The organism is Mesorhizobium australicum WSM2073 (genome assembly GCF_000230995.2).
In the GTDB taxonomy this organism is placed as follows: domain Bacteria; phylum Pseudomonadota; class Alphaproteobacteria; order Rhizobiales; family Rhizobiaceae; genus Mesorhizobium; species Mesorhizobium australicum.
Genome location: NC_019973.1, coordinates 2095628 through 2114261, shown reverse-complemented (window position 1 = coordinate 2114261; position 18634 = coordinate 2095628). Strand labels below are relative to the sequence as shown.

Genomic DNA, 18634 nt, shown 5'->3' with positions numbered 1-18634 from the left:
AAGTGGCACGGCCTTGCGAAATCGGCGGAACCCGCAAGGGCTTCAACCTGTCCAACGGTTAATTCGACCTGGCTGGGACTCATTTGGTTGATGGAGGTGAAAGATGCCGCCATGGACCAGAAACTGGAAACGCCCTTGACGACCGTTGCGCCACGCTGCGGCTGGATCTCGCCGTTCGGCTAACGATTCGGGAAGGGGTTCTCAAGCCATGGCAAACGAGACGCATGACCGTTGCCGTGGATCTGTGTCTCGGCTGGCCCTGTTCTTCGTAGTTGGTACGTCTGGACACAGATGTCGAAGACTGGAAAATGGGGAACGCAATCTCGCCATGCGAGTTGATTCAAGGCATCGGGAGATCATCGCTGAATCCGCAAGACATAGCCGGCCATCCAGCCTTGCACCGCTACGTTCAGGAACAGTCGCAGTCCCTGATCCGCATCTATGAGGAAAGCCCGCGGCTGGCTTCCGTCTTTGCCACGCAGCAACGCTGGCTGTTGGGCCATGTCGGCCTTGCCATGCACTTCAGGCGCGACCCGAACGACCGCCGCAAGGACCTGACCGTATCGCGTTTCATCGAGGTCGTGCACAAGAACGCCGTGGCCAGCCGCAACACGGCGGACGCCTTCATCAAGGAGATGCTGCACTACAACATCGCCGAGTATGTGGCGGGTGGGGACGGCCGCACGCATCCCCTGCAACCGACGGCGGCGACGATTGAGCGATTCACCGGCTGGGTAACAGCCCATCTGCGCACGCTCGACCATATCGATGGCGGCAACCGGCTGGCCAGGTTCCTGGAGCGGCCCGACATGCTTGCCACGCTGCAGCCGCTGGTGGCTGACGGCTTGCTAGCCTCAAAGCCGGTGCGCGAACCCAACCAGACCTTTTCCCTGTTCATCTGGCTCAACAATGGCGGCATCGTCATGGACTGGCTGATGTCGGGCATCAACCCCGACCATGCCGGGCTGGAGCGAATTCCGACCGGCGTGGTTTCGATCGGCGACTTCGCCAAATGGCTCAAGCTGTCGCGGACCCATCTCAGCCGTAAACTGCGCACGGCGGAGGAACTCGGCAGCATTGGCTGGCTTGGTCAGCGCGGCAATTCGGTGATGTGGGTGTCGCACGGATTCTACGAGGAATACATGATCGTCCAGGCCGCCAAGCTGGCCGTCGTCGACAGCGCCTTTGCAGCGTGTTTTTCCACCGACCGCCGAGTCCCGTCACCTCCCAGCTTGTGAAGGTGATGCAGGCTTATTTAAAGCGTCGATCGCGCGGGCGCGGCGCCGGTCAGACTGGTTGCGCCTCGTCGGTATGGCGTGCGCTCCAATGGCGCAGCACGACGGGAACGACGAGCGCCAGGCCGAGCAGCGAGGAATAGAGCTCGGGCGCCACCAGCAGCAGGGCGGCAAATACCAGGAGCACGTTCTCCCATGGGCGCGTTCGCACCAGCAGATAGCGCGACAGGGCGGCCCCGAGGCAGGTGATACCAAGCACGCAGCCGCCAAAGGCCAGGAAGAAATTCGGCCAGGTGAAGTCCTTTGTCACCAGCAGCAGGGACGGCGAGAAGACGAACACGAAAGGAACCAGCGCCTTGCCCAACCCTAACCGGAAGGCGGTGTTGCCTGTCTTGAACGGGTCCGCCCCCGCCATGCCGGCGGCCGCATAGGCGGCCAGCGCCACCGGTGGCGTGATGTCGGCCAGCAGGCCGTAATAGAAGACGAAGAAATGGGCGACGATCGGTTCGGTGCCCAGCATGACCAGCGCGGGTGCCGCGATGGTCACCATGATGATGTAGTTGGCCGTCGTCGGGATGCCGCAGCCCATCAGGATGCAGACCACGCCGGTCATGAGCAGGGTGAACAGCAGCGTCAGGCCCTGAGCCGAGAAGATCGACTCGGGGATGAAGGTGCCGAACAGGAGCGACAACTGGCCTGCCGTCGAGGTGACGATGTAGGATAGCTTGAAGCCGACGCCGGTCAGGGTGACGACGCCGACGACGATGCCGACGGTGGCGGCCGCGGCACCGACGGCGAGCGCATATTTGGCGCCGTCGCGCAGGCATACTGCGATGTCGGCAACCGACATGCGACGGCGCGGATTGAGCAGGCCGACGGCGATACAGAGCGTGATGCCCCAGAAGGCGGCCATGTAGGGCGTGTAGCCCGAGAGCAGGACGCCGATGAGGACGACGAGCGGGATGATCGTCGGCCAGTCCCGCTTCAGCGCCTCGACGACGTCGGGCATCTCGTCCGGCCTGAGCCCTCGGAGGCCGGTGCGCTTGGCCTCGAAATGCACCTGCATGAACACGCCGAAGAAATGCATGAAGGCAGGCACGATGGCGGCCAGAATGATGGTCGTGTAGGGCAGTTCGAGGAATTCGATCATCAGGAAGGCGGCCGCGCCCATGATCGGCGGCGTGACCTGACCGCCGGTCGAGGACGCCGCCTCCACCGCCGCGGCGAAATGTTTCTTGTAGCCGAGCTTGATCATCGCCGGGATGGTCAGCGAGCCGACGGTGACGGTGTTGGCGACCGACGAGCCGGAGATCATGCCGAACAATGCCGAGCCGAAGATCGAAACCTTCGCGGGACCGCCGGCGTAGCGGCCGGCGACCCAGGCGGCACAGTCGAGGAAGAGCTGGCCGAGGCCTATGCGGGTTGCGAAGACGCCGAACAGCACGAAATGGAAGACGTAGGTGGCGACGACGCCGAGCGCGATGCCGTAGATTCCCTGCGTCGTCAGATAAAGGTGATCGACAAGCTGGGAAACGGACGCGCCGGGGTGCACCAGAATGCTCGGCATGTACCGCCCAAACAGTGCGTAAGCCATGAAGATGCACGCGATGATCGGCAGCGGGATGCCGACGGAGCGGCGCGTCGCTTCCAGGAGGAGCAGGATCAGGATAACGCCCAACACCACATCGAGCGTCGTGGGGTTGCCGACGCGGAAGGCAAGATCGTCGAGCGGGATCATCGGCACGTGCAGCACGGCCACCACGGCGGCGAGCGCCAGCAGCCAGTCGAAAAGCGGTATGCCAAGCGGCCGCAGGAAGCTGGATTGCGCGGGCTGGTCGTAACCCTTCTTCACCAGCGGGAAGACGAGGAAGATCAGCGCCAGCACCATCGACAGATGGATGCCTCGGTGCAGCATCTCCTGCAGCAACCCGAAGCCGGCGGTGTAATAGTGAAACAGCGACAGCGCCACCAGAAGGAAGCCGACCAGCCAGCCCGCGGCCTGGGTCAATGGCCGGAATCGGATTTCGGAGTCGAATTTCTCCTCCAGTTCGCGAGCCTTCTCCTCATCGAACTCCATCGCGGAAAGCGTGATTTTGTCATCGTCGCTCATGGCCGGTTCCGTGTCCTGAGTTTCCAGACAAAAGAGGCGGAAAGCGCGCCTCCCGCCTCGCTGTCGTCCGTCGGTCCTACGCGCTAGACTCCTACTTCAGGGCGCCGACTTCCTTGTAGAATTTCTCCGCACCGGGATGAAACGGAATGCCTGCGCTGGTGACCGCGTTCTGGAGCGTGATCAGCTTGCCCTTGGCATGGCCGGCCTGCAGCGCCTTCTGGGTCGCGTCGCTGTAAAGCGATTTGACGATCTTGTAGACGAGGTCGTCGGTCTGCTTGGCACTGGTCACCCATTGCGCGGCGACGGATATGGTCTTGGTCTCGCCGACATTCTTGTAGGTGCCTTCCGGCACAGTGTCGGCGGAGAAGAACTTCTGCTCGGACAGGAGCTTGTCGGCTTCGGGGCCGGTGATTGGAACCAGGGTGATGTTGTTGGTGCTGGCAAGTTCGACGATGGCGCCGGTCGGATAGCCGCCGACGAAGAAATAGGCGTCCATGGCGCCATCCTGGAGCCGCTCGCCGGCCGGACCGGGCTTGAGGTATTCGGGCTGCACATCTTTCTCCGTCAGCCCGTATGCGCCGAGCACGAGGCGCGCGTCGACAATGGTCCCTGAGCCCGGCTCGTCGAGGGAAACGCGCTTGCCCTTCAGGTCCGCCACCGTCTTGATGCCAGCATCCGCTCGGGCGACCAGATGGATCGTTTCGGGATAGAGCGTCGCGATGAGGCGCAGGTCATCAGCCTTGGGCTTGCCCTCATAGAGGCCAGTGCCCGAATATGCCCAGTAGGCGACATCGGATTGCGTAAACCCTGATTCGGATGCGCCCGACTGGATGGCGCTGATGTTGGCGACCGACCCGTTGGAGGACGTGGCGGTGGCGACCAGGCCTTCGACGCCGGCCGGCCCCGTTGCCGAGATGGCGTTGGCGATCAGGCCACCCACCGGATAGTAAGTGCCGGACGTTCCACCCGTGCCGATGCGGAAAAAAGCCTGCTGCGCGTGCGCCGGCGAAAGGCCGGCGGCGGCCAAAGCCAAAGCTCCTGTGCCTATGGAAAAGGTGCGGCGGTTGATCGAAACAGTCATAACTACCTCCGAGTCAAAGATCGGCAGGATGTTGCAGCAACCGGAAGGTTGTCAACCTGCGCGTGCTTTTTGGCCGTTTCCAAAGCGCTTCCAGGAAGGGTATGTTTCCGCCCGGAATCGCGTAAAAACAGGGACTTAATGGATGGCACCCGGCTCCGGGCCAACGACCTGCATAAATCAGGGGCTTACAGCAGGTCGGGCGAATCCTATTCGCCGCGACATGCCGTAGAGCGGTTTAACCGCGTCGCCGGCGTCACCTGCCTGTTGGCGACAACCAACCAACCAAACACAAGAACCGTGAAACAAAAAACCCGCCTTGCGGCGGGTCATCGGCGCATGTCGGCACCATGCGGAAGATGGTAGCATAACTGCACTCGGCAATCAACCTCCGGTCGCAAACGGTTCGGGTGTGCAACGACACCCGAACCGGGCCGGCGTTCTCAATCGATGTCGAACGAGACGCCCTGGGCGAGCGGCAGCGCCTTGGAATAATTCACGGTGTTGGTGGCGCGCCGCATATACGCTTTCCACGCATCGGAGCCGCTCTCGCGGCCGCCGCCGGTTTCCTTTTCGCCACCGAAAGCGCCCCCGATCTCGGCGCCGGAAGTACCGATATTGACGTTGGCGATGCCGCAGTCCGAACCGTCGACACCGAGAAAGCGCTCGGATTCCTGCAAGTCGCGGGTGAAGATCGACGACGACAGGCCGGCGCCGACCGCGTTGTGCTCGTCGAGCACGGCGTCGAAATCGGAATACTTCATCACATAGAGGATCGGCGCGAAGGTCTCTTCCGTCACCGGTGCAACCTGCTTCGGCATTTCGACCAGCGCCGGGTGCACATAATAGGCATCGGGATGGCCGTTCTCGACCCGGCTGCCGCCAGTCACCTTGCCGCCATGCGCGGCCGCCTCCGTCAGCGCCTTCTGCATGGCGTCGAAGGCGGCCTTGTCGATCAGCGGACCGACCAGTGACGAGGTCTCCAGCGGATTGCCGACCGAGACGCTCTGATAAGCCTTCTTCAGCCGCGGCACCAAGGCGTCGTAGACGCTGTCATGGACGAACAAGCGGCGCAGCGTCGTGCAGCGCTGGCCAGCGGTGCCCATGGCGCCGAAGGCGATGGCGCGCAGCGCCATGTCGAGATCGGCCGTCGGGCAGACGATGCCGGCATTGTTGCCGCCCAGTTCCAGCACGGCGCGGGCGAAACGCTTGGCCAGGCGCGGACCGACATCCCGGCCCATGCGAGTCGAACCGGTGGCCGAAACCAGCGGCACTCTGGGATGGTCGACCAGGATCTCGCCGACCGCTCGGTCGCCGATCAGAACCGGTGCCAGTCCTTGCGGTGCGTCTGTGCCGAAACGCTTGACCGCACGCTTGAAGATCGCCTCGCAGGCAAGCGCGGTCAGCGGCGTTTTCTCAGACGGCTTCCATACCACTGCATCGCCGCAAACCAGCGCAAGTGCTGCGTTCCACGACCACACCGCGACCGGGAAGTTGAATGCGGAGATGACACCGACGACGCCAAGCGGATGCCAGGTTTCCATCATCCGGTGGCCCGGACGCTCGGTGGCGATGGTCAGGCCGTACAATTGCCGGGACAGACCAACGGCGAAATCGCAGATGTCGATCATCTCCTGCACTTCGCCGAGCCCTTCGGACGGGATCTTGCCGACCTCGATCGACACCAGCCGGCCAAGCTCGGCCTTGTGCGTGCGCAGTTCCTCGCCCAGCAGCCGCACCAGTTCGCCGCGCTTGGGACCCGGCACCAGCCGCCAGGACTGGAACGCCTTGTGGGCTGCATCGATGGTCTTTGCCGCGTCGGCCGGCGAGATCGTCTTCAACGCCGCGATCCGCTCACCCGTCACCGGACTGCGCACGATCAGGTCGCCGCCGTCAAGCGCCTCCTTGGCCACGCCCAGTTTCGCCAGAAGCTCGGCCGTTTCCTTCGCTATCGTCATTTCTGTCCCTTTCAGAATCCCGCCGCTCGTAGGGCGCGGACCAACGCCTTGCCATGCCTTCCCGGCGCCGTCGCGGCTGGAAGGGGCTGTCATGGCGTGCCATTACCTGTTTCAGGGGAAAATCGCCACCCCGGCATGGTCCATGCCCGGGCTGCACGATTGAGCCAGGCGATGCTCGGGCCGACCGGGCGCAGGGGCTCAGTTTGCCTTTTTCGCCGGCGTACGTACGGCGCCGTCCTTGATCAGACGGTCGATATGCATGCGGATATGGGCAGCTTCCGCCGCCGTATTGGCGAGCGCGATGGCGCGATCGAAGGCAATGCGTGCCTCCTCGCCCCGGTCGAGTTGCATCAACAGCCCGCCCTTGAGGCCGAAGAAATGGAAATAGCCCGAAAGCCTCGGCTCGAGCGGCTCGATCATTGCCAGCGCCGCTTCCGGTCCGCGCACCTTGGCGACCGCGACCGCACGGTTGAGCGTGATGACCGGCGACGGCTGCATCTGCTCGAGCAGCCCATAGAGCAGGTCGATCTCCACCCAGTCGGTGTCCTCGGCTTTCTCGGCCCGCGCGTGGAGCGCTGCGATCGCCGCCTGGACTTGATAGGGACCTGGCTTGCGATGGCGCAGCGCCTTGTCGACGAGCGCCAGCCCTTCGTCGATCATCTTGCGGCTCCACAGGCTTCGATCCTGGTCCTCGAGCAGCACGATCTCGCCATCATCATCAAAACGTGCCGGTGCGCGTGCGTGCTGCAGCAGAAGCAGCGCCGTCAGCCCCATGATCTCCGGCTCGGTCTGGAACAGCCGCAGCAGCAGCCGGGCAAGCCGGATCGCTTCCTCGCACAATGGCGCGCGAGCCGGCGCCTCGCCGCTGTTGGTCGAATAGCCCTCGTTGAAGATCAGGTAGACCATGGACGCGACCGCCGCGAGCCGCTCGGAGCGCTCGACCGCGCCCGGCGTCTCGAACGGCACGCCAGCGTCCGCGATGCGCGCCTTGGCGCGGGTGATGCGCTGCTCCATCGCGCTCTCGCCGACCAGGAAGGCGCGCGCGATCTGCTTGACGGTGAGGCCGGAGACGACGCGCAGCGCCACCGCGATCTGCTGCGTTGCGGGCAAATCAGGGTGACAGCAAATGAACAGCAGCCGCAATATGTCGTCGCGGTAATGCGCTCCGTCCAGCCGCTCGGCGATGTCGCTTTCGGCGTCCTCCAGATCGGAAACCTGGTCCTCTTCCGGCATCGGCGCCTGCTTGGCACGCTTGCGCACAGCGTCGATGCCGCTGTTGCGGCCGACGAAGATCAACCAGGCCGCCGGATCGCGAGGCGGCCCGTTTTGCGGCCAGTTCTTCAGCGCCTTGAGGCAGGCGTCCTGGAAAGCTTCCTCCGCCGTGTCGAGATCGCGGAAATAGCGCAGCAGCGCGCCCATCGCTTGTGGGCGGGCAGCGCTGATCGCGGAGCTTATCCAGGCGAGTTCGGTCATGCCGGAACCCTCGTCGGATGGAACACCGATACCGGGCGGATTTCGTAGGAACCGCCGCTTGGGTTGACCTCGGAGAGCTCGCGAGCGAATTCGACGGCCTCGTCGAGGTCGGCGCAATCGAGCGTGTAGAAACCGAGGAACTGTTCCTTGGTCTCGGCGAACGGCCCGTCGATGACCAGCGATTCACCTTTCACTTTCCGCAGCGTCGTTGCCGCCGTCGTCGGCAAAAGCCGCGCCACGGGCCCAAGCCGGCCGGCGTTGGCATACTTCTCCTGAACGCCGAGCAGGTCGGCCATGACCTTGTCGTCCTGTTCCTTGCTCCAGGAACAGACGACATCTTCGGAGGCGTAGCAGAGGATGGCGTAGAGCATGGACGGTCCTTTCTGTAGCAAAGGACGAAACAGTAGGGCCGATGCCGACATGGCGTCGATAAAAAAATCGAGACGCCGCGGATTCAGCGGCCGCCGATTGCCGCCGATCGGTCCTCCTGCGTCTTCAACCATCTCAACACGAGCGCTTCCTCCTCATCGAGGCCTTCGATGGATCGCTTGCGCTTGTTGGCTTCCGCCATTTCGGCAAGCAGTCGTCCTTCGCTCCAAGCCTTGAAGACCTGCGGATGGATATAGCATTGGCGGCAGACCGCGCGCGTATTGCCCAGCCGTTCGGCCACCTTGTCGATGACGTTGTTCATCACCCGTTTTTGCTGTGCCTGGCTTTCAGGCAGTTCCGTCTGTGCAAACAGCGACGCGGCGTGGATGGTGCCACCCCATGTGCGGAAGTGCTTCGAACTGAACGCGTCGCCAACCGCTTCGCGGATATAGTGGTTCACGTCGTCGGAGCGGACAGGGCGTCTGTTGCCGTCCTCGTCGAGATACTGGAACAGTTTCTGGCCCGGCAGGTCCTGCGCGCCCCGAACGATCCCCGCGATCCGGCGGTCAACCAGCTTCAATTTCCATTCCTTGCCGGACTTGCCCTTGAAGGCGAAGCGCAGGCTCGATCCCTTGATATCGACATGCCGGTCCCGCAATGTCGTCAGGCCGAAGCTCTTGTTGTCGCGAGCATAGGCGGCATTGCCGACGCGGATCATCGTGTTGTCGAGCAGCCAGACCACCGCGGCGGCGACGCGTTCGAGCGGCAGGCCGTGACGGCGCAGGTCGCTGTCGATCTTGCGCCGAAGGTCCGGCAGGCTTTCGGCGAAAGCCACGAGGCTCGAATATTTGGCGCCGTCGCGCTCCTCGGCCCATTGCGGATGATAGCGATACTGCTTGCGCCCCCGCTGATCCCTCCCGGTCGCCTGGATATGCCCGTTCGGATCGGGCGAAATCCAGACATCGGTCCAGGCCGGCGGTATGACGATCGCCGCGATGCGCGCTCTGTCGGCATCGGAGACCGCTTTCCCGTCCGGTGCCTTGTAAGCGAATCCCTTGCCTGCCTTCAGCCGGCGGATGCCGGGCTCGGCATCGCTGACATAGGTCAGCGCGGCATCCCTGGCGGAAATCTGTGCTCCATTCTTGGGTACGCTATCACCGTCGGCCAATCGGCTCCGCGACGATCCGGTTCTTTGCAGCATGTAAGCTCCACACGAAATATGCGTAGATAAGCTGCGGGCTGACCGCTGGTTCCACACCCCGCCTGGAAACAAGGCAGTCCCGGTGGCGGCGGTCAGGCCCCCGGTGGCGGCGGTCAGGCCTACAATGCGCGCTGCATCTGTGTCGGCGGAAGGGACAGCCGGCGCCGCGCCGCGAGTTTGAATTTGTAGCGCAGGCAGCGCCAGGCTTCCGAGCGCCGCTTCGGCGCCGCCGAGGCTATTGCGAGAAAGCGCGCGGCCATGTCCAGGTCGCCTCGCGCATAATGGACACGGGCGATCTTGAGCGCGACGAGGCCCTCCCTGGCTTTCAGTGCCGAAATCGGGATGCCGCAATCGGTGAGCGTACGCAGTTCCCGGCGCCAGTCCAGGAAGCGCCGCACCGGGTTGACCGTGAAGCGATCGTCCGAACGCTCCGCTGAAACTTCGTAGATCATGACGGGGCGCTGAATCATGACCAGCGACGCCTTGCTCATCAGCCGCGCCCAGAACAGCGTGTCCTCGTCGAAGGCGAGCCCGACGGGGAACCGCGTCTCGCCGATGAGACGCCGGGAAGCCAGCACGCTGCCCACCGCCACCGAGCGTATATCTCCCTTCACGTAGGCGGAGGCGTTGGTGAGGCAGGCCGCGGTATAGCCGTTTGGCACCTTGATCTGCCGGTCCTGGCCGTTCACCCTGCGCCGGAAGGCGCCGACGATCATGTCGGCCTTGGGCTGGGTTTCCGCCTGCGACAGCAAGGAGCTTAAGCCGCCCTGAAGGTGCAGGTCGTCGGCGTCGATCAGGTAGACCCACGGATGGGCTGCCTCGTCGAGCGCCAGGTTGCGGGCGCCGCCGGCGTCGCGGCAACTGGCGGGCAGCACACGCAAAGGCAGGGATGATTGCGCCGCGGCCTGCCGGGCCGCATCGGCCGTGCCATCGGTCGATTGATCGTCGACCAGCAGGACCTCGCCGATAAACCCGGCCTCTCCGCCAAGCGAGGCCAGCGTTTTAGCGATCGTTGCCGCCGCATTGTAGGCGGGTATGACGACGCTGACAGCTTTCAATGACAAACCTCATGCCTGTGCGCGGCAGCCTAAGACTATTCTCCCTTAAGGCGAATACAGACTAAGCACTTACAGGAAAAGTGTGAAACGGCTTTTCCGTCCGGAATTGCGCGAAATCAAAGACTTGGATCGGCTTGCCTTTTCCGTGAACCGGTGAGCTGCTCTAGTGACCGCATCGATGCAGTTATTCGCTAGCTGTTGGATGGGGTCATCAGCGAGGAGTGTCCGCAAATGGCAGCGCGACGACCTGATGGTCGTCTTCAAACACCACGTAGCCGGGTCGCTCCGTCCTGATCTCGTCGATCGCGGTGTGCCCAAGCTCTTCGACCAAGGCTACAAGCAAGCGAAGCCTCCGCACGTGTTCTTTGGCGCTGCTCCTGATCCACGAGATAGCCGTTTCCTGTGCGCGAGGGTGTCGAGATGTCGAAAAGCGCGTGGGAACGGCGAGGTTCGTCTCGAACCAGCTCAATTGCTCCGCCATGTCTTCGAAACGTGGCGTTAAAGGCGGCAGCGTTCTACGAAGCTCATACGCTACCTTGAATACGCCGCTTCGGTAGCCGAAGGGCGGGTGTGTCGAATGCGTCACGAAGCGAAGAACCGTGTCTGCCATCGCCCTACTCGTCACGCTTTCATCGCTAGGTCGAGGCCGCCGAAGGCGCGGCCGCGTATCCCGGAGCGATCGGATCCGGCCATTCCATGCCGCCGATCTGCGATCTGCGCAATTGGCGTCCGATCGCCCGTTTCAGCAGGTCACGCAGCTGGATCTCGAAGTTCCGGTAGACCATCTCTTTGCTCTTCGGCCCGTCCTCGACGTACTGCTTGACGATAATCTCCCGCTGGTTTCGCCTGAAGATGATTTCGTCGACATAGCGCTGCAGGTGCGTCTCGCTGATGTAGTGGAACACGCCGAGTTGGGCGCGCTTCAGCTGCGACGCCAAGCCCTCCACGGTGTTCGAATGGACATCGCCGCGGGCGAATTCCTCCTGGCCGTGGATGACGGTCGCGTGGCCCGCGAAAGCCTTGGCCGCCTTGGCTATCGCGCGGTCATCGTCCGACATGATCCTGGCGTCCTTTGAGACGAAACGGTCGAGGAAGCGGGCGATGGCGCCTTTGTCGCCCTTGGGGATCACCGCCGCCGCCACACGGCCGTCTCGGCTGGCTGCGACGGCCACCTCCGGCCGCTTCGTACCCCTGCCTGGCGGGTTCCATACATGGCGGTGGAACTTGGACTTCTTCTTGCGCGGAGGCGCGCCCATGTAGGTCGTGTCGACCTCGACGATGCGGCCCAGCAGCGGATCCCGGCCGTCGCGGTCGTCCGTCATCTCGCGGACTGCGTGCGCCACTTTCCAGGCCGTCGACTGCCTCCCCGTTTCACGCCTTTTCGAGCACGACCGGGATGACGTCGACCGCCTGGTCGCCGACCTGTCCGCCAGTCGTCTTCAGCACGCCGACGATGGGCGCCACATCCGAATAGTCGCGCCCGTAACCAACGGTGATATGGTCGTTGGAGGCCCGCATGCCATTGGTCGGATCGAACTCCTGCCAGCCGGCATCACGCCCGCACCAGACCTTGACCCAGGCATGCATGGCATCCGCGCCTTCCAGCCGGGGCTTGCCTTTGGGCGGAATGGTGCGCAGGAAGCCACTGACATAGCCGGCCGGAATGCCAAGCCCGCGTAAGCCGGCGATCATGATGTGGGAGAAATCCTGACAGACGCCCCGCTTCAGCTGGAAGGCGTCGCTGGCCTGGGTCCGCACCGTGGTCGCCTCGTCATCGTATGTGAAATCGCGATGGATGCGATTGCACAGGTTCATCGCCGTCCCCGCGGCCGAGTTTCCGATGCTGTCTCGCGCGAATGCGGTGATCGCGGCATCAATGCCCGCATGGCTGCTGGCGGCCAGGAAATGGTGCGGCGAGGCAGGCGCAAGCGACCGCACGGCGGCCAGCTCCTGTCGAAGGCGGCCGAGATCGGGCGACACGTCGAGCCCCGGCTCGGGCCGCGCCACCGACACACGCGCGCTCATCCTGATGTCGAGCGTGTCATGGGCGTCGCGAAACGCGATCGAAGTGACATTGTTGCCGAAGAAATCGGAAAAATCCGACCGTTCGTTGGGTGCCGGTGAAAAAGAAAGCGAAGCGGCGATGACACGCTGCACACCGTCAATGGTCGACGGCAGCACGCGCACCTGATGGCGTCCGCCGCCAGCAGCGGCAGCATAGTCGTAGTGGAGCAGAAGCCTGATGTCGTACAGCATGGCCATCTCTTTCTAGCCGAAATAGGCTTTGGCGAGGCTGCTGTAGAGCCCGCCTATTTCGCCCGCGAGATCGTTCAACGCCTTCACCGTCATGTCTGCCGGTTCCTTGATGGCGATGGACGTGTTGAGCTGCAGTATCTCTTTGGCCGCCGCCGACATGTGCCCCTCGCCGCCGGTCGCCGGCAACAGCCCTATCTCTGCTTTCAGCCTCTCCAATTGGAACAGGATGGAGCGTGGATTGAGCGGATCGAGCGCCAGGAGATCGATCACCGTGCGCCGGCCGGCCTGCACCGGATATTGCCGTCGATGGGTCATCACGCTGTCGCCGATCTCCAGCATCATGTCCAGCGCCCCGTCCGGCGCCTTGCTGCTGGTCAGTCGGGCCAGCGTGCTGGCGATCTGGATGCCGCGCTCCAGCCGCCGGCCGATCTCGAGGAAACGCCAGCCAGCAAAGCGGTACATGTTCTCATGCAAAAGGCCCGAGAATCCGGCAAGCTTGCGCAGGATCACGGTCATGGCCCGCGTCGCATCGTCGCCGGGCGCCACTGTGGTGGCGAACTGATGGATCGTTTTCGACAAATCCTTGAGCGCCAGCCAGCCATCCGGCGAGAAACGATCGCGGATCTGGCCGGCGCTGTACACCGCGCTGTCGAGCGTGCCGATCAGCCCTGGCGGGATCGCCGTTTCGACATCGATGCCGAACGGTTCGAGATAATCCCTGATATCGGCCAGCAGCGGCATGTCCGGATCGGACGTTTCGGCGAGCCGCACGTGATAGGCGCGCAGGATACGCACCGTGTCTTCCGAGCGTTCGATGTAGCGGCCGAGCCAGGTCAGGTTTTCCGCCGCGCGGCTGGGCAGGCTGCCGGGCCTCGTCCGGTTGAAGCTGTCGCTCTCCTGCGGCAGCAGCGTCTCGCGCTCCACGGGTCTGTCGCTGACCACCCAGACATCAGCCGCCTGGCCGCCGCGCTGCATGGCGATCGCCGTCGGGTCGAGCGATAGGCCGACGCGCGCAAACCCGCCCGGCATCACCGTCCAGCCCTCGGGCGTACGCGCCAGATAGACGCGCAGGCTCGCCGGCCGCGGTTCCAGCCAGCCGCCGACATAGACCGGCGTCGTCGAAAGCGTCACCGCCTCCTGGCCGACGAAGGCCTCGCCGCCGCGTTCGATGCGCGCCACCAGTTCCGCCCGCTCCCCGACCGACAGCGCCGAGCCGAGCTTCGTCTGTCCGTCATCTTCGAAGGCAAGTCTTGTCGACAGCGCCGGGCCGACCACCATGCGGTCGATATTGGCGAGCACATGGGCGCGCTCCGTCTCCTGCCCGCACCACCATGTCGCCACACTGGGCAAAAGCAGCTCCTCGCCCCACAATTCGCGCGCGATCTTGGGCAGAAAGGCGAGCAGCGCGCGCGTCTCCATCAGGCCCGAGCCCAGCGCATTGACGGTGGACACCGTGCCTTGCCGGATCGCCTCGACCAGCCCCGGCGTACCGATCTGCGAATCCGGGCGCAGCTCGAGCGGATCGGCGAAGGCGGCATCGAGCCGCCGCCACAGCACGCTGATGGGCATCAGGCCGGACACGGTCCGCACCATCAGCCTGCCGCCGGAAACGGTCAGGTCCTCGCCTTCGAGCAGCATGATGCCGAGGTAGCGGGCGATATAGGCGTGTTCGTAATAGGTCTCGTTGAGTGGCCCCGGCGTCAGGATGGCGACGCGGCCGTCGCTCTCCTTTGCCATGCCGATCAGCGCATCGCGAAAGCGGCGGAAGAAGCCGGCGAGCCGGTGCACATGCATCTCGCCATAGATGTCGGACAAAGCGCGCGTGGTGGCGACCCGGTTTTCCAGCGCGAAGCCGGCGCCCGAAGGCGCCTGGGTGCGGTCGCCCAGCACCCACCAGCGGCCGTCCGGACCGCGGCCGAGTTCGAAGGCGCAGAAGTGCAGGAAATGCCCTCCGGCCGGCCTGGTGCCGACCACGGGCCGCAAATATTCAGGGCTCGCCGCGATCAGTCCTGCCGGCAGGATGCCTTTTTCGATCAGCCGGTTCGGCCCGTGGATATCGGCAACAATTTCCTCGAACAGTTCGGCGCGCTGCACCAGGCCGGCGCTGACCGCCTGCCACTCGCTGTCCTCGATGAGCAAGGGAATATGCGCCAGCGGCCATTCGCGCTCGTTGGCGCCCGCCTTGTCGTAGACGCGGTAATAGACACCGGCATCGCGCAGATACTGATCGGCGCGGGCGAAGCGCTGGCCGAGCTTTTCGGCCCCGAGGTCGTCGAGCGCTTCGACAAAATGCTTCCAGACCGGACGGGGATTGCCTGACGCGTCGACCATCTCGTCGACGACGCCGTCGATCGGCTGGTAGTGCTCCAGCAGGCTATGGGCCTGCGGCTTGCCGCGCACCCTTTTGTGATTCCCCTTTGCCATGTCAGATCACAGTCTTGGTGGACGCCTGAGGTCAAGGGTCATCGGGAAATCTTCCGCCGGCTGTTCCTCGCGCAACACATAGCCCGAGGGTGTGTGGCCGCGCGGTTCGAAGCGGGCGAGCCGCCGTGCCTCCGCCTCGTTGCCGTTGACGGGGAAAGTGTCGTAGCTGCGCCCGCCGGGATGCGCGACATGGTAGACGCAGCCGCCGATTGCCCGGCCGGACCAGCGGTCATAGATGTCGAACACCAGCGGCGTGTTGACCGGCAGCGCCGGATGCAGGCCCGAGGCCGGCTGCCAGGCCTTGAAGCGCACGCCGGCCACCGCGACCTCTCTGTTGTCGGTAATCCTCATCGGCACGATGCGGCCGTTGCAGACGATCGCATGACGCTCCGGGTTGAGGCCTTCGGTCCTGACCTGCAGCCGTTCGACCGATGAATCGACGAAGCGCACGGTGCCGCCGATCGCGCCCTGCTCGCCCATCACATGCCATGGTTCCAGCGCTTGCCTAAGCTCCAGCTTGATGCCGGCATGCTGCACCTCGCCGCAGAAGGGAAAGCGGAATTCGAGCTGGGCATCGAACCATTCGGGCCGGAATTCGAAACCATTGAGCTTGAGGTCGTCGAGCACGTCGAGAAAGTCCGCCCAGACATGGTGCGGCAGCATGAAGCGATCATGCAGCGAGGTGCCCCAGCGCGCGAAGCGCCCGTCGAGCGGGTTCTTCCACGCGCGGGCGATGATGGCCCGCACCAGCAATTGCTGCGCCAGAGACATGCGCGCATTGGGCGGCATCTCGAATCCGCGGAATTCGACAAGGCCAAGCCGGCCAGTCGGACCATCCGGGGAAAACAGCTTGTCGATGCAGATTTCCGAGCGATGCGTATTGCCGGTGACGTCGGTCAACAGGTTGCGGAACAACCGGTCGACCAGCCACGGCAAGGGTGCGGCACCCTGGTCGGGATGCGGCACCTGCGCCATCGCGATTTCAAGCTCATAAAGAGAGTCGTGGCGCGCCTCGTCGAAGCGCGGCGCCTGGCTGGTCGGGCCGATGAACAGGCCGGAGAACAGATAGGACAGCGAGGGATGCCGCTGCCATTGCAGCACCAGGCTCTTCAGCAGGTCGGGCCGGCGCAGGAATGGGCTGTCATTGGGCGTGGCGCCGCCGACCACGACATGGTTGCCGCCTCCGGTGCCGGTGTGGCGGCCGTCGATCATGAACTTGTCGGCGCCAAGCCGCGCCTGCCGCGCCTCGTCGTAGATCGCCGTCGTTGTCGCCACGCAGTCCTGCCAGTTCGAGGCAGGGTGGATGTTGACCTCGATGACGCCGGGATCGGGTGCCACGCGGATGACGTTGAGGCGCGGGTCATGCGGCGGACCGTAGCCCTCGATGTGCACGGGAAGGCCAATTGCCTTTGCCGCGTTCTCGGCGGCGGCGACGAGTTCGAGATAATCCTCGAGCGCCTCGACCGGCGGCATGAACACGCACAGCCTGCCGTCACGCGGTTCGACCGACAGTGCCGTGCGCACCGCGCCGCCGATCTCGGTGATCTCCTGCTCGACGCGCTCCTGCTGGCCGGTCGTCGCCGTGAACGAGGCTGCCTGCTGGCGACGGGCCATTTCGTCGGCGCCTTCGAGTTCCGCAGGAGCGGCCGCTGGCAAGATCGCTTCGCGCACGGGCAAAGGGCCACGCGGCAGCGACGGATCGACGGGCACGATGTAGGGGAATTGCGCCGGCGGCACATAGGGCAGCGTGCCCAGTGGGAGACGATAGCCGACCGGGGAATCGCCCGGGACCAGGAACAGCCGGCCGCGCCGCGTCTTCCATTTCTCCGAGCGCCAGCGCGGATCGGAGGCCTGGCTGTTCCAGCGTTGCACCGGCAGCACATATCCGGACGGCTTGGTCAGCCCGCGTTCGAAGACACGCGCCATGCGGCTGCGTTCCTCCGGATCTTCTAGCTTCGAATTCGACGGGTCGACATTCTCGGGCAGCTTGCCTTCCTTGAGCAGCCATTCGGCCGGATCCTCATAGGCTTCGCTGACCATGGACGTGTCGATGCCGAGTTCGCCGGCGATCGCGGTCAGCAGGCTTTCGGCTTGTTTCGGCCCGATATCAGCCGAACTATCTTCCCGCGCGATCAGCGACGGGTCGCTCCACACCGGCTCGCCGTCGGCGCGCCAAAAGAGCGAAAACGTCCAGCGTGGCAGGCTTTCACCGGGATACCACTTGCCTTGGCCGTAGTGGAGAAAACCGCCGGGCGCGAAACGCTCGCGCAGCCTGCGGATCAACGCATCGGCCTTTTCGCGCTTGGTTGGCCCAACGGCGGCGGTGTTCCATTCGGCGGCCTCGAAATCGTCTATCGAGACGAAGGTCGGCTCGCCTCCCATGGTCAGCCGCACATCCCCGGCCGCGAGCGCGGCATCGACCTTGTTGCCGAGCGCGTCGAGCGCCTGCCAGCTCTCATCCGAGAACGGCTTGGTGATGCGCGGATGCTCGGCGATGCGGTCGACCCGCATCTCGAAGCCGAACTCGACATTGGCAAAGCTCGCCATGCCGGAAATAGGCGCCGCATTGCGGAAATGCGGCGTCGCTGCCAGTGGCACATGGCTCTCGCCGGTGAGCAGGCCCGAGGTCGGATCGAAGCCGATCCAGCCGGCGCCAGGAAGATAGACCTCGCACCAGGCGTGTAGGTCTGTGAAATCGACCGCTGTGCCGGCCGGCCCATCCAGCGCGACAAGATCGGGCTTGAGCTGGATCAGATAGCCCGAGACGAAGCGCGCGGCGATGCCGAGATTGCGCAGGATCTGCACCAAGAGCCAGCTTGAATCGCGGCAGGAGCCCTTGGCCGCTGCCAGCGTTTCCTCCGGTGAGAAGACGCCGGTTTCCATGCGCACGATATAGGCGATCTCGCGCTGCAGGCGGGCATTGAGATCGACGAGGAAATTGACCGTGTTGGGCGCGCTGCGGTCGACGGTTTTCAGAAACGCCTGGAGCAGCGGCCCGGCCCGCTCCGGCATCCGGTAGATGGCGAGGTCGTCACGGATATCCTCGGGATAGTCGAACGGGAACGCCTCGGCCGACGGTTCGACGAAGAAGTCGAACGGATTGTAGACGGTCATGTCGGCGACGAGGTCGACCTCGATCTTCAGCTCCGTCACCGGCTCCGGAAAGACGAAACGGGCGAGGAAGTTGCCGTAAGGATCCTGCTGCAGATTGACGAAGTGGTTCGCCGGCTCGACCTTGAGCGAATGGCTCAACACCTTGGTGCGGGAATGCGGTGCCGGCTGCAGCCTGATGATTTGGGGCCCGAGAACCACCGGCCGGTCGTATTTATAGTGGGTCAGGTGGTAGACGGCTGCCAGAATTGCCATGGGGCCCCGGAGATCGGCGTTTCATCAGCCGAACCCTGACACACCTGGCCGCCATTCTCCAAGCGGATGTTGCGGTGCACCTAAATTAAAGAACCGCTTGCCGGCT

At 64.1% G+C, this 18634-nt stretch carries 13 protein-coding genes; 1 reads left to right on the top strand and 12 read right to left on the bottom strand.

The genetic code is table 11. The features are described from left to right. Positions 1-308 precede the first annotated feature (308 nt). Complete coding sequence (locus MESAU_RS10115; RefSeq protein WP_015315951.1) at positions 309-1238, top strand: hypothetical protein; 930 nt, start codon at positions 309-311, stop codon at positions 1236-1238. Positions 1239-1287: 49 nt separating this feature from the next. Here MESAU_RS10115 and MESAU_RS10110 read toward each other — a convergent pair whose 3' ends face one another. The 12 genes from MESAU_RS10110 to MESAU_RS10055 form a co-directional block, all read right to left on the bottom strand. Then, positions 1288-3345, bottom strand: a complete 2058-nt coding sequence (locus MESAU_RS10110; protein WP_015315950.1) for a TRAP transporter permease — start codon at positions 3343-3345, stop codon at positions 1288-1290. A gap of 91 nt (positions 3346-3436) precedes the next feature. Then, on the bottom strand, positions 3437-4426 hold the full coding sequence (locus MESAU_RS10105; RefSeq protein ID WP_015315949.1) for a TAXI family TRAP transporter solute-binding subunit: 990 nt from the start codon (positions 4424-4426) through the stop codon (positions 3437-3439). 440 nt (positions 4427-4866) lie between these two features. Further along, positions 4867-6381 (bottom strand): L-piperidine-6-carboxylate dehydrogenase, encoded by a 1515-nt coding sequence (gene amaB, locus MESAU_RS10100; RefSeq protein WP_015315948.1) that lies wholly within the window; start codon positions 6379-6381, stop codon positions 4867-4869. Positions 6382-6579: 198 nt separating this feature from the next. Next, positions 6580-7854: an RNA polymerase sigma factor gene (locus MESAU_RS10095; protein ID WP_015315947.1), complete on the bottom strand. Its 1275-nt coding sequence runs from the start codon at positions 7852-7854 to the stop codon at positions 6580-6582. Then, entirely contained in the window at positions 7851-8225 is a 375-nt protein-coding gene (locus tag MESAU_RS10090; protein ID WP_015315946.1) for a YciI family protein, read from the bottom strand. The genes MESAU_RS10095 and MESAU_RS10090 overlap by 4 nt, the downstream gene beginning before the upstream one ends. An 83-nt stretch (positions 8226-8308) precedes the next feature. Further along, positions 8309-9424, bottom strand: a complete 1116-nt coding sequence (locus tag MESAU_RS10085; protein ID WP_015315945.1) for a DNA topoisomerase IB — start codon at positions 9422-9424, stop codon at positions 8309-8311. A gap of 119 nt (positions 9425-9543) precedes the next feature. Beyond that, on the bottom strand, positions 9544-10482 hold the full coding sequence (locus MESAU_RS10080) for a glycosyltransferase family 2 protein (protein ID WP_015315944.1): 939 nt from the start codon (positions 10480-10482) through the stop codon (positions 9544-9546). Positions 10483-10693: 211 nt separating this feature from the next. Beyond that, a complete protein-coding gene (locus MESAU_RS10075) occupies positions 10694-11092 on the bottom strand; it encodes a hypothetical protein (RefSeq protein ID WP_015315943.1) in 399 nt (132 codons plus the stop codon). A gap of 25 nt (positions 11093-11117) precedes the next feature. Then, positions 11118-11915, bottom strand: coding sequence for an IS1595 family transposase (locus tag MESAU_RS10070; protein ID WP_140721499.1), 798 nt, complete (start codon positions 11913-11915; stop codon positions 11118-11120). After that, complete coding sequence (locus tag MESAU_RS10065) at positions 11854-12738, bottom strand: transglutaminase family protein (protein ID WP_015315942.1); 885 nt, start codon at positions 12736-12738, stop codon at positions 11854-11856. The genes MESAU_RS10070 and MESAU_RS10065 overlap by 62 nt, the downstream gene beginning before the upstream one ends. Positions 12739-12750: 12 nt before the next feature. After that, positions 12751-15162: a circularly permuted type 2 ATP-grasp protein gene (locus tag MESAU_RS10060; protein WP_015315941.1), complete on the bottom strand. Its 2412-nt coding sequence runs from the start codon at positions 15160-15162 to the stop codon at positions 12751-12753. A gap of 6 nt (positions 15163-15168) precedes the next feature. Continuing rightward, complete coding sequence (locus MESAU_RS10055) at positions 15169-18528, bottom strand: transglutaminase family protein (RefSeq protein ID WP_015315940.1); 3360 nt, start codon at positions 18526-18528, stop codon at positions 15169-15171. Positions 18529-18634 lie beyond the last annotated feature (106 nt).

Excerpts from the sequence above, each read along its gene's own strand:
- MESAU_RS10115 (WP_015315951.1), top strand. The coding sequence starts at position 309 with ATGGGGAACGCAATCTCGCCATGCGAGTTGATTCAAGGCATCGGGAGA.
- MESAU_RS10110 (WP_015315950.1), bottom strand. The coding sequence starts at position 3,345 with ATGAGCGACGATGACAAAATCACGCTTTCCGCGATGGAGTTCGATGAG.
- MESAU_RS10105 (WP_015315949.1), bottom strand. The coding sequence starts at position 4,426 with ATGACTGTTTCGATCAACCGCCGCACCTTTTCCATAGGCACAGGAGCT.
- amaB (WP_015315948.1), bottom strand. The coding sequence starts at position 6,381 with ATGACGATAGCGAAGGAAACGGCCGAGCTTCTGGCGAAACTGGGCGTG.
- MESAU_RS10095 (WP_015315947.1), bottom strand. The coding sequence starts at position 7,854 with ATGACCGAACTCGCCTGGATAAGCTCCGCGATCAGCGCTGCCCGCCCA.
- MESAU_RS10090 (WP_015315946.1), bottom strand. The coding sequence starts at position 8,225 with ATGCTCTACGCCATCCTCTGCTACGCCTCCGAAGATGTCGTCTGTTCC.
- MESAU_RS10085 (WP_015315945.1), bottom strand. The coding sequence starts at position 9,424 with ATGCTGCAAAGAACCGGATCGTCGCGGAGCCGATTGGCCGACGGTGAT.
- MESAU_RS10075 (WP_015315943.1), bottom strand. The coding sequence starts at position 11,092 with ATGGCAGACACGGTTCTTCGCTTCGTGACGCATTCGACACACCCGCCC.
- MESAU_RS10065 (WP_015315942.1), bottom strand. The coding sequence starts at position 12,738 with ATGCTGTACGACATCAGGCTTCTGCTCCACTACGACTATGCTGCCGCT.
- MESAU_RS10060 (WP_015315941.1), bottom strand. The coding sequence starts at position 15,162 with ATGGCAAAGGGGAATCACAAAAGGGTGCGCGGCAAGCCGCAGGCCCAT.
- MESAU_RS10055 (WP_015315940.1), bottom strand. The coding sequence starts at position 18,528 with ATGGCAATTCTGGCAGCCGTCTACCACCTGACCCACTATAAATACGAC.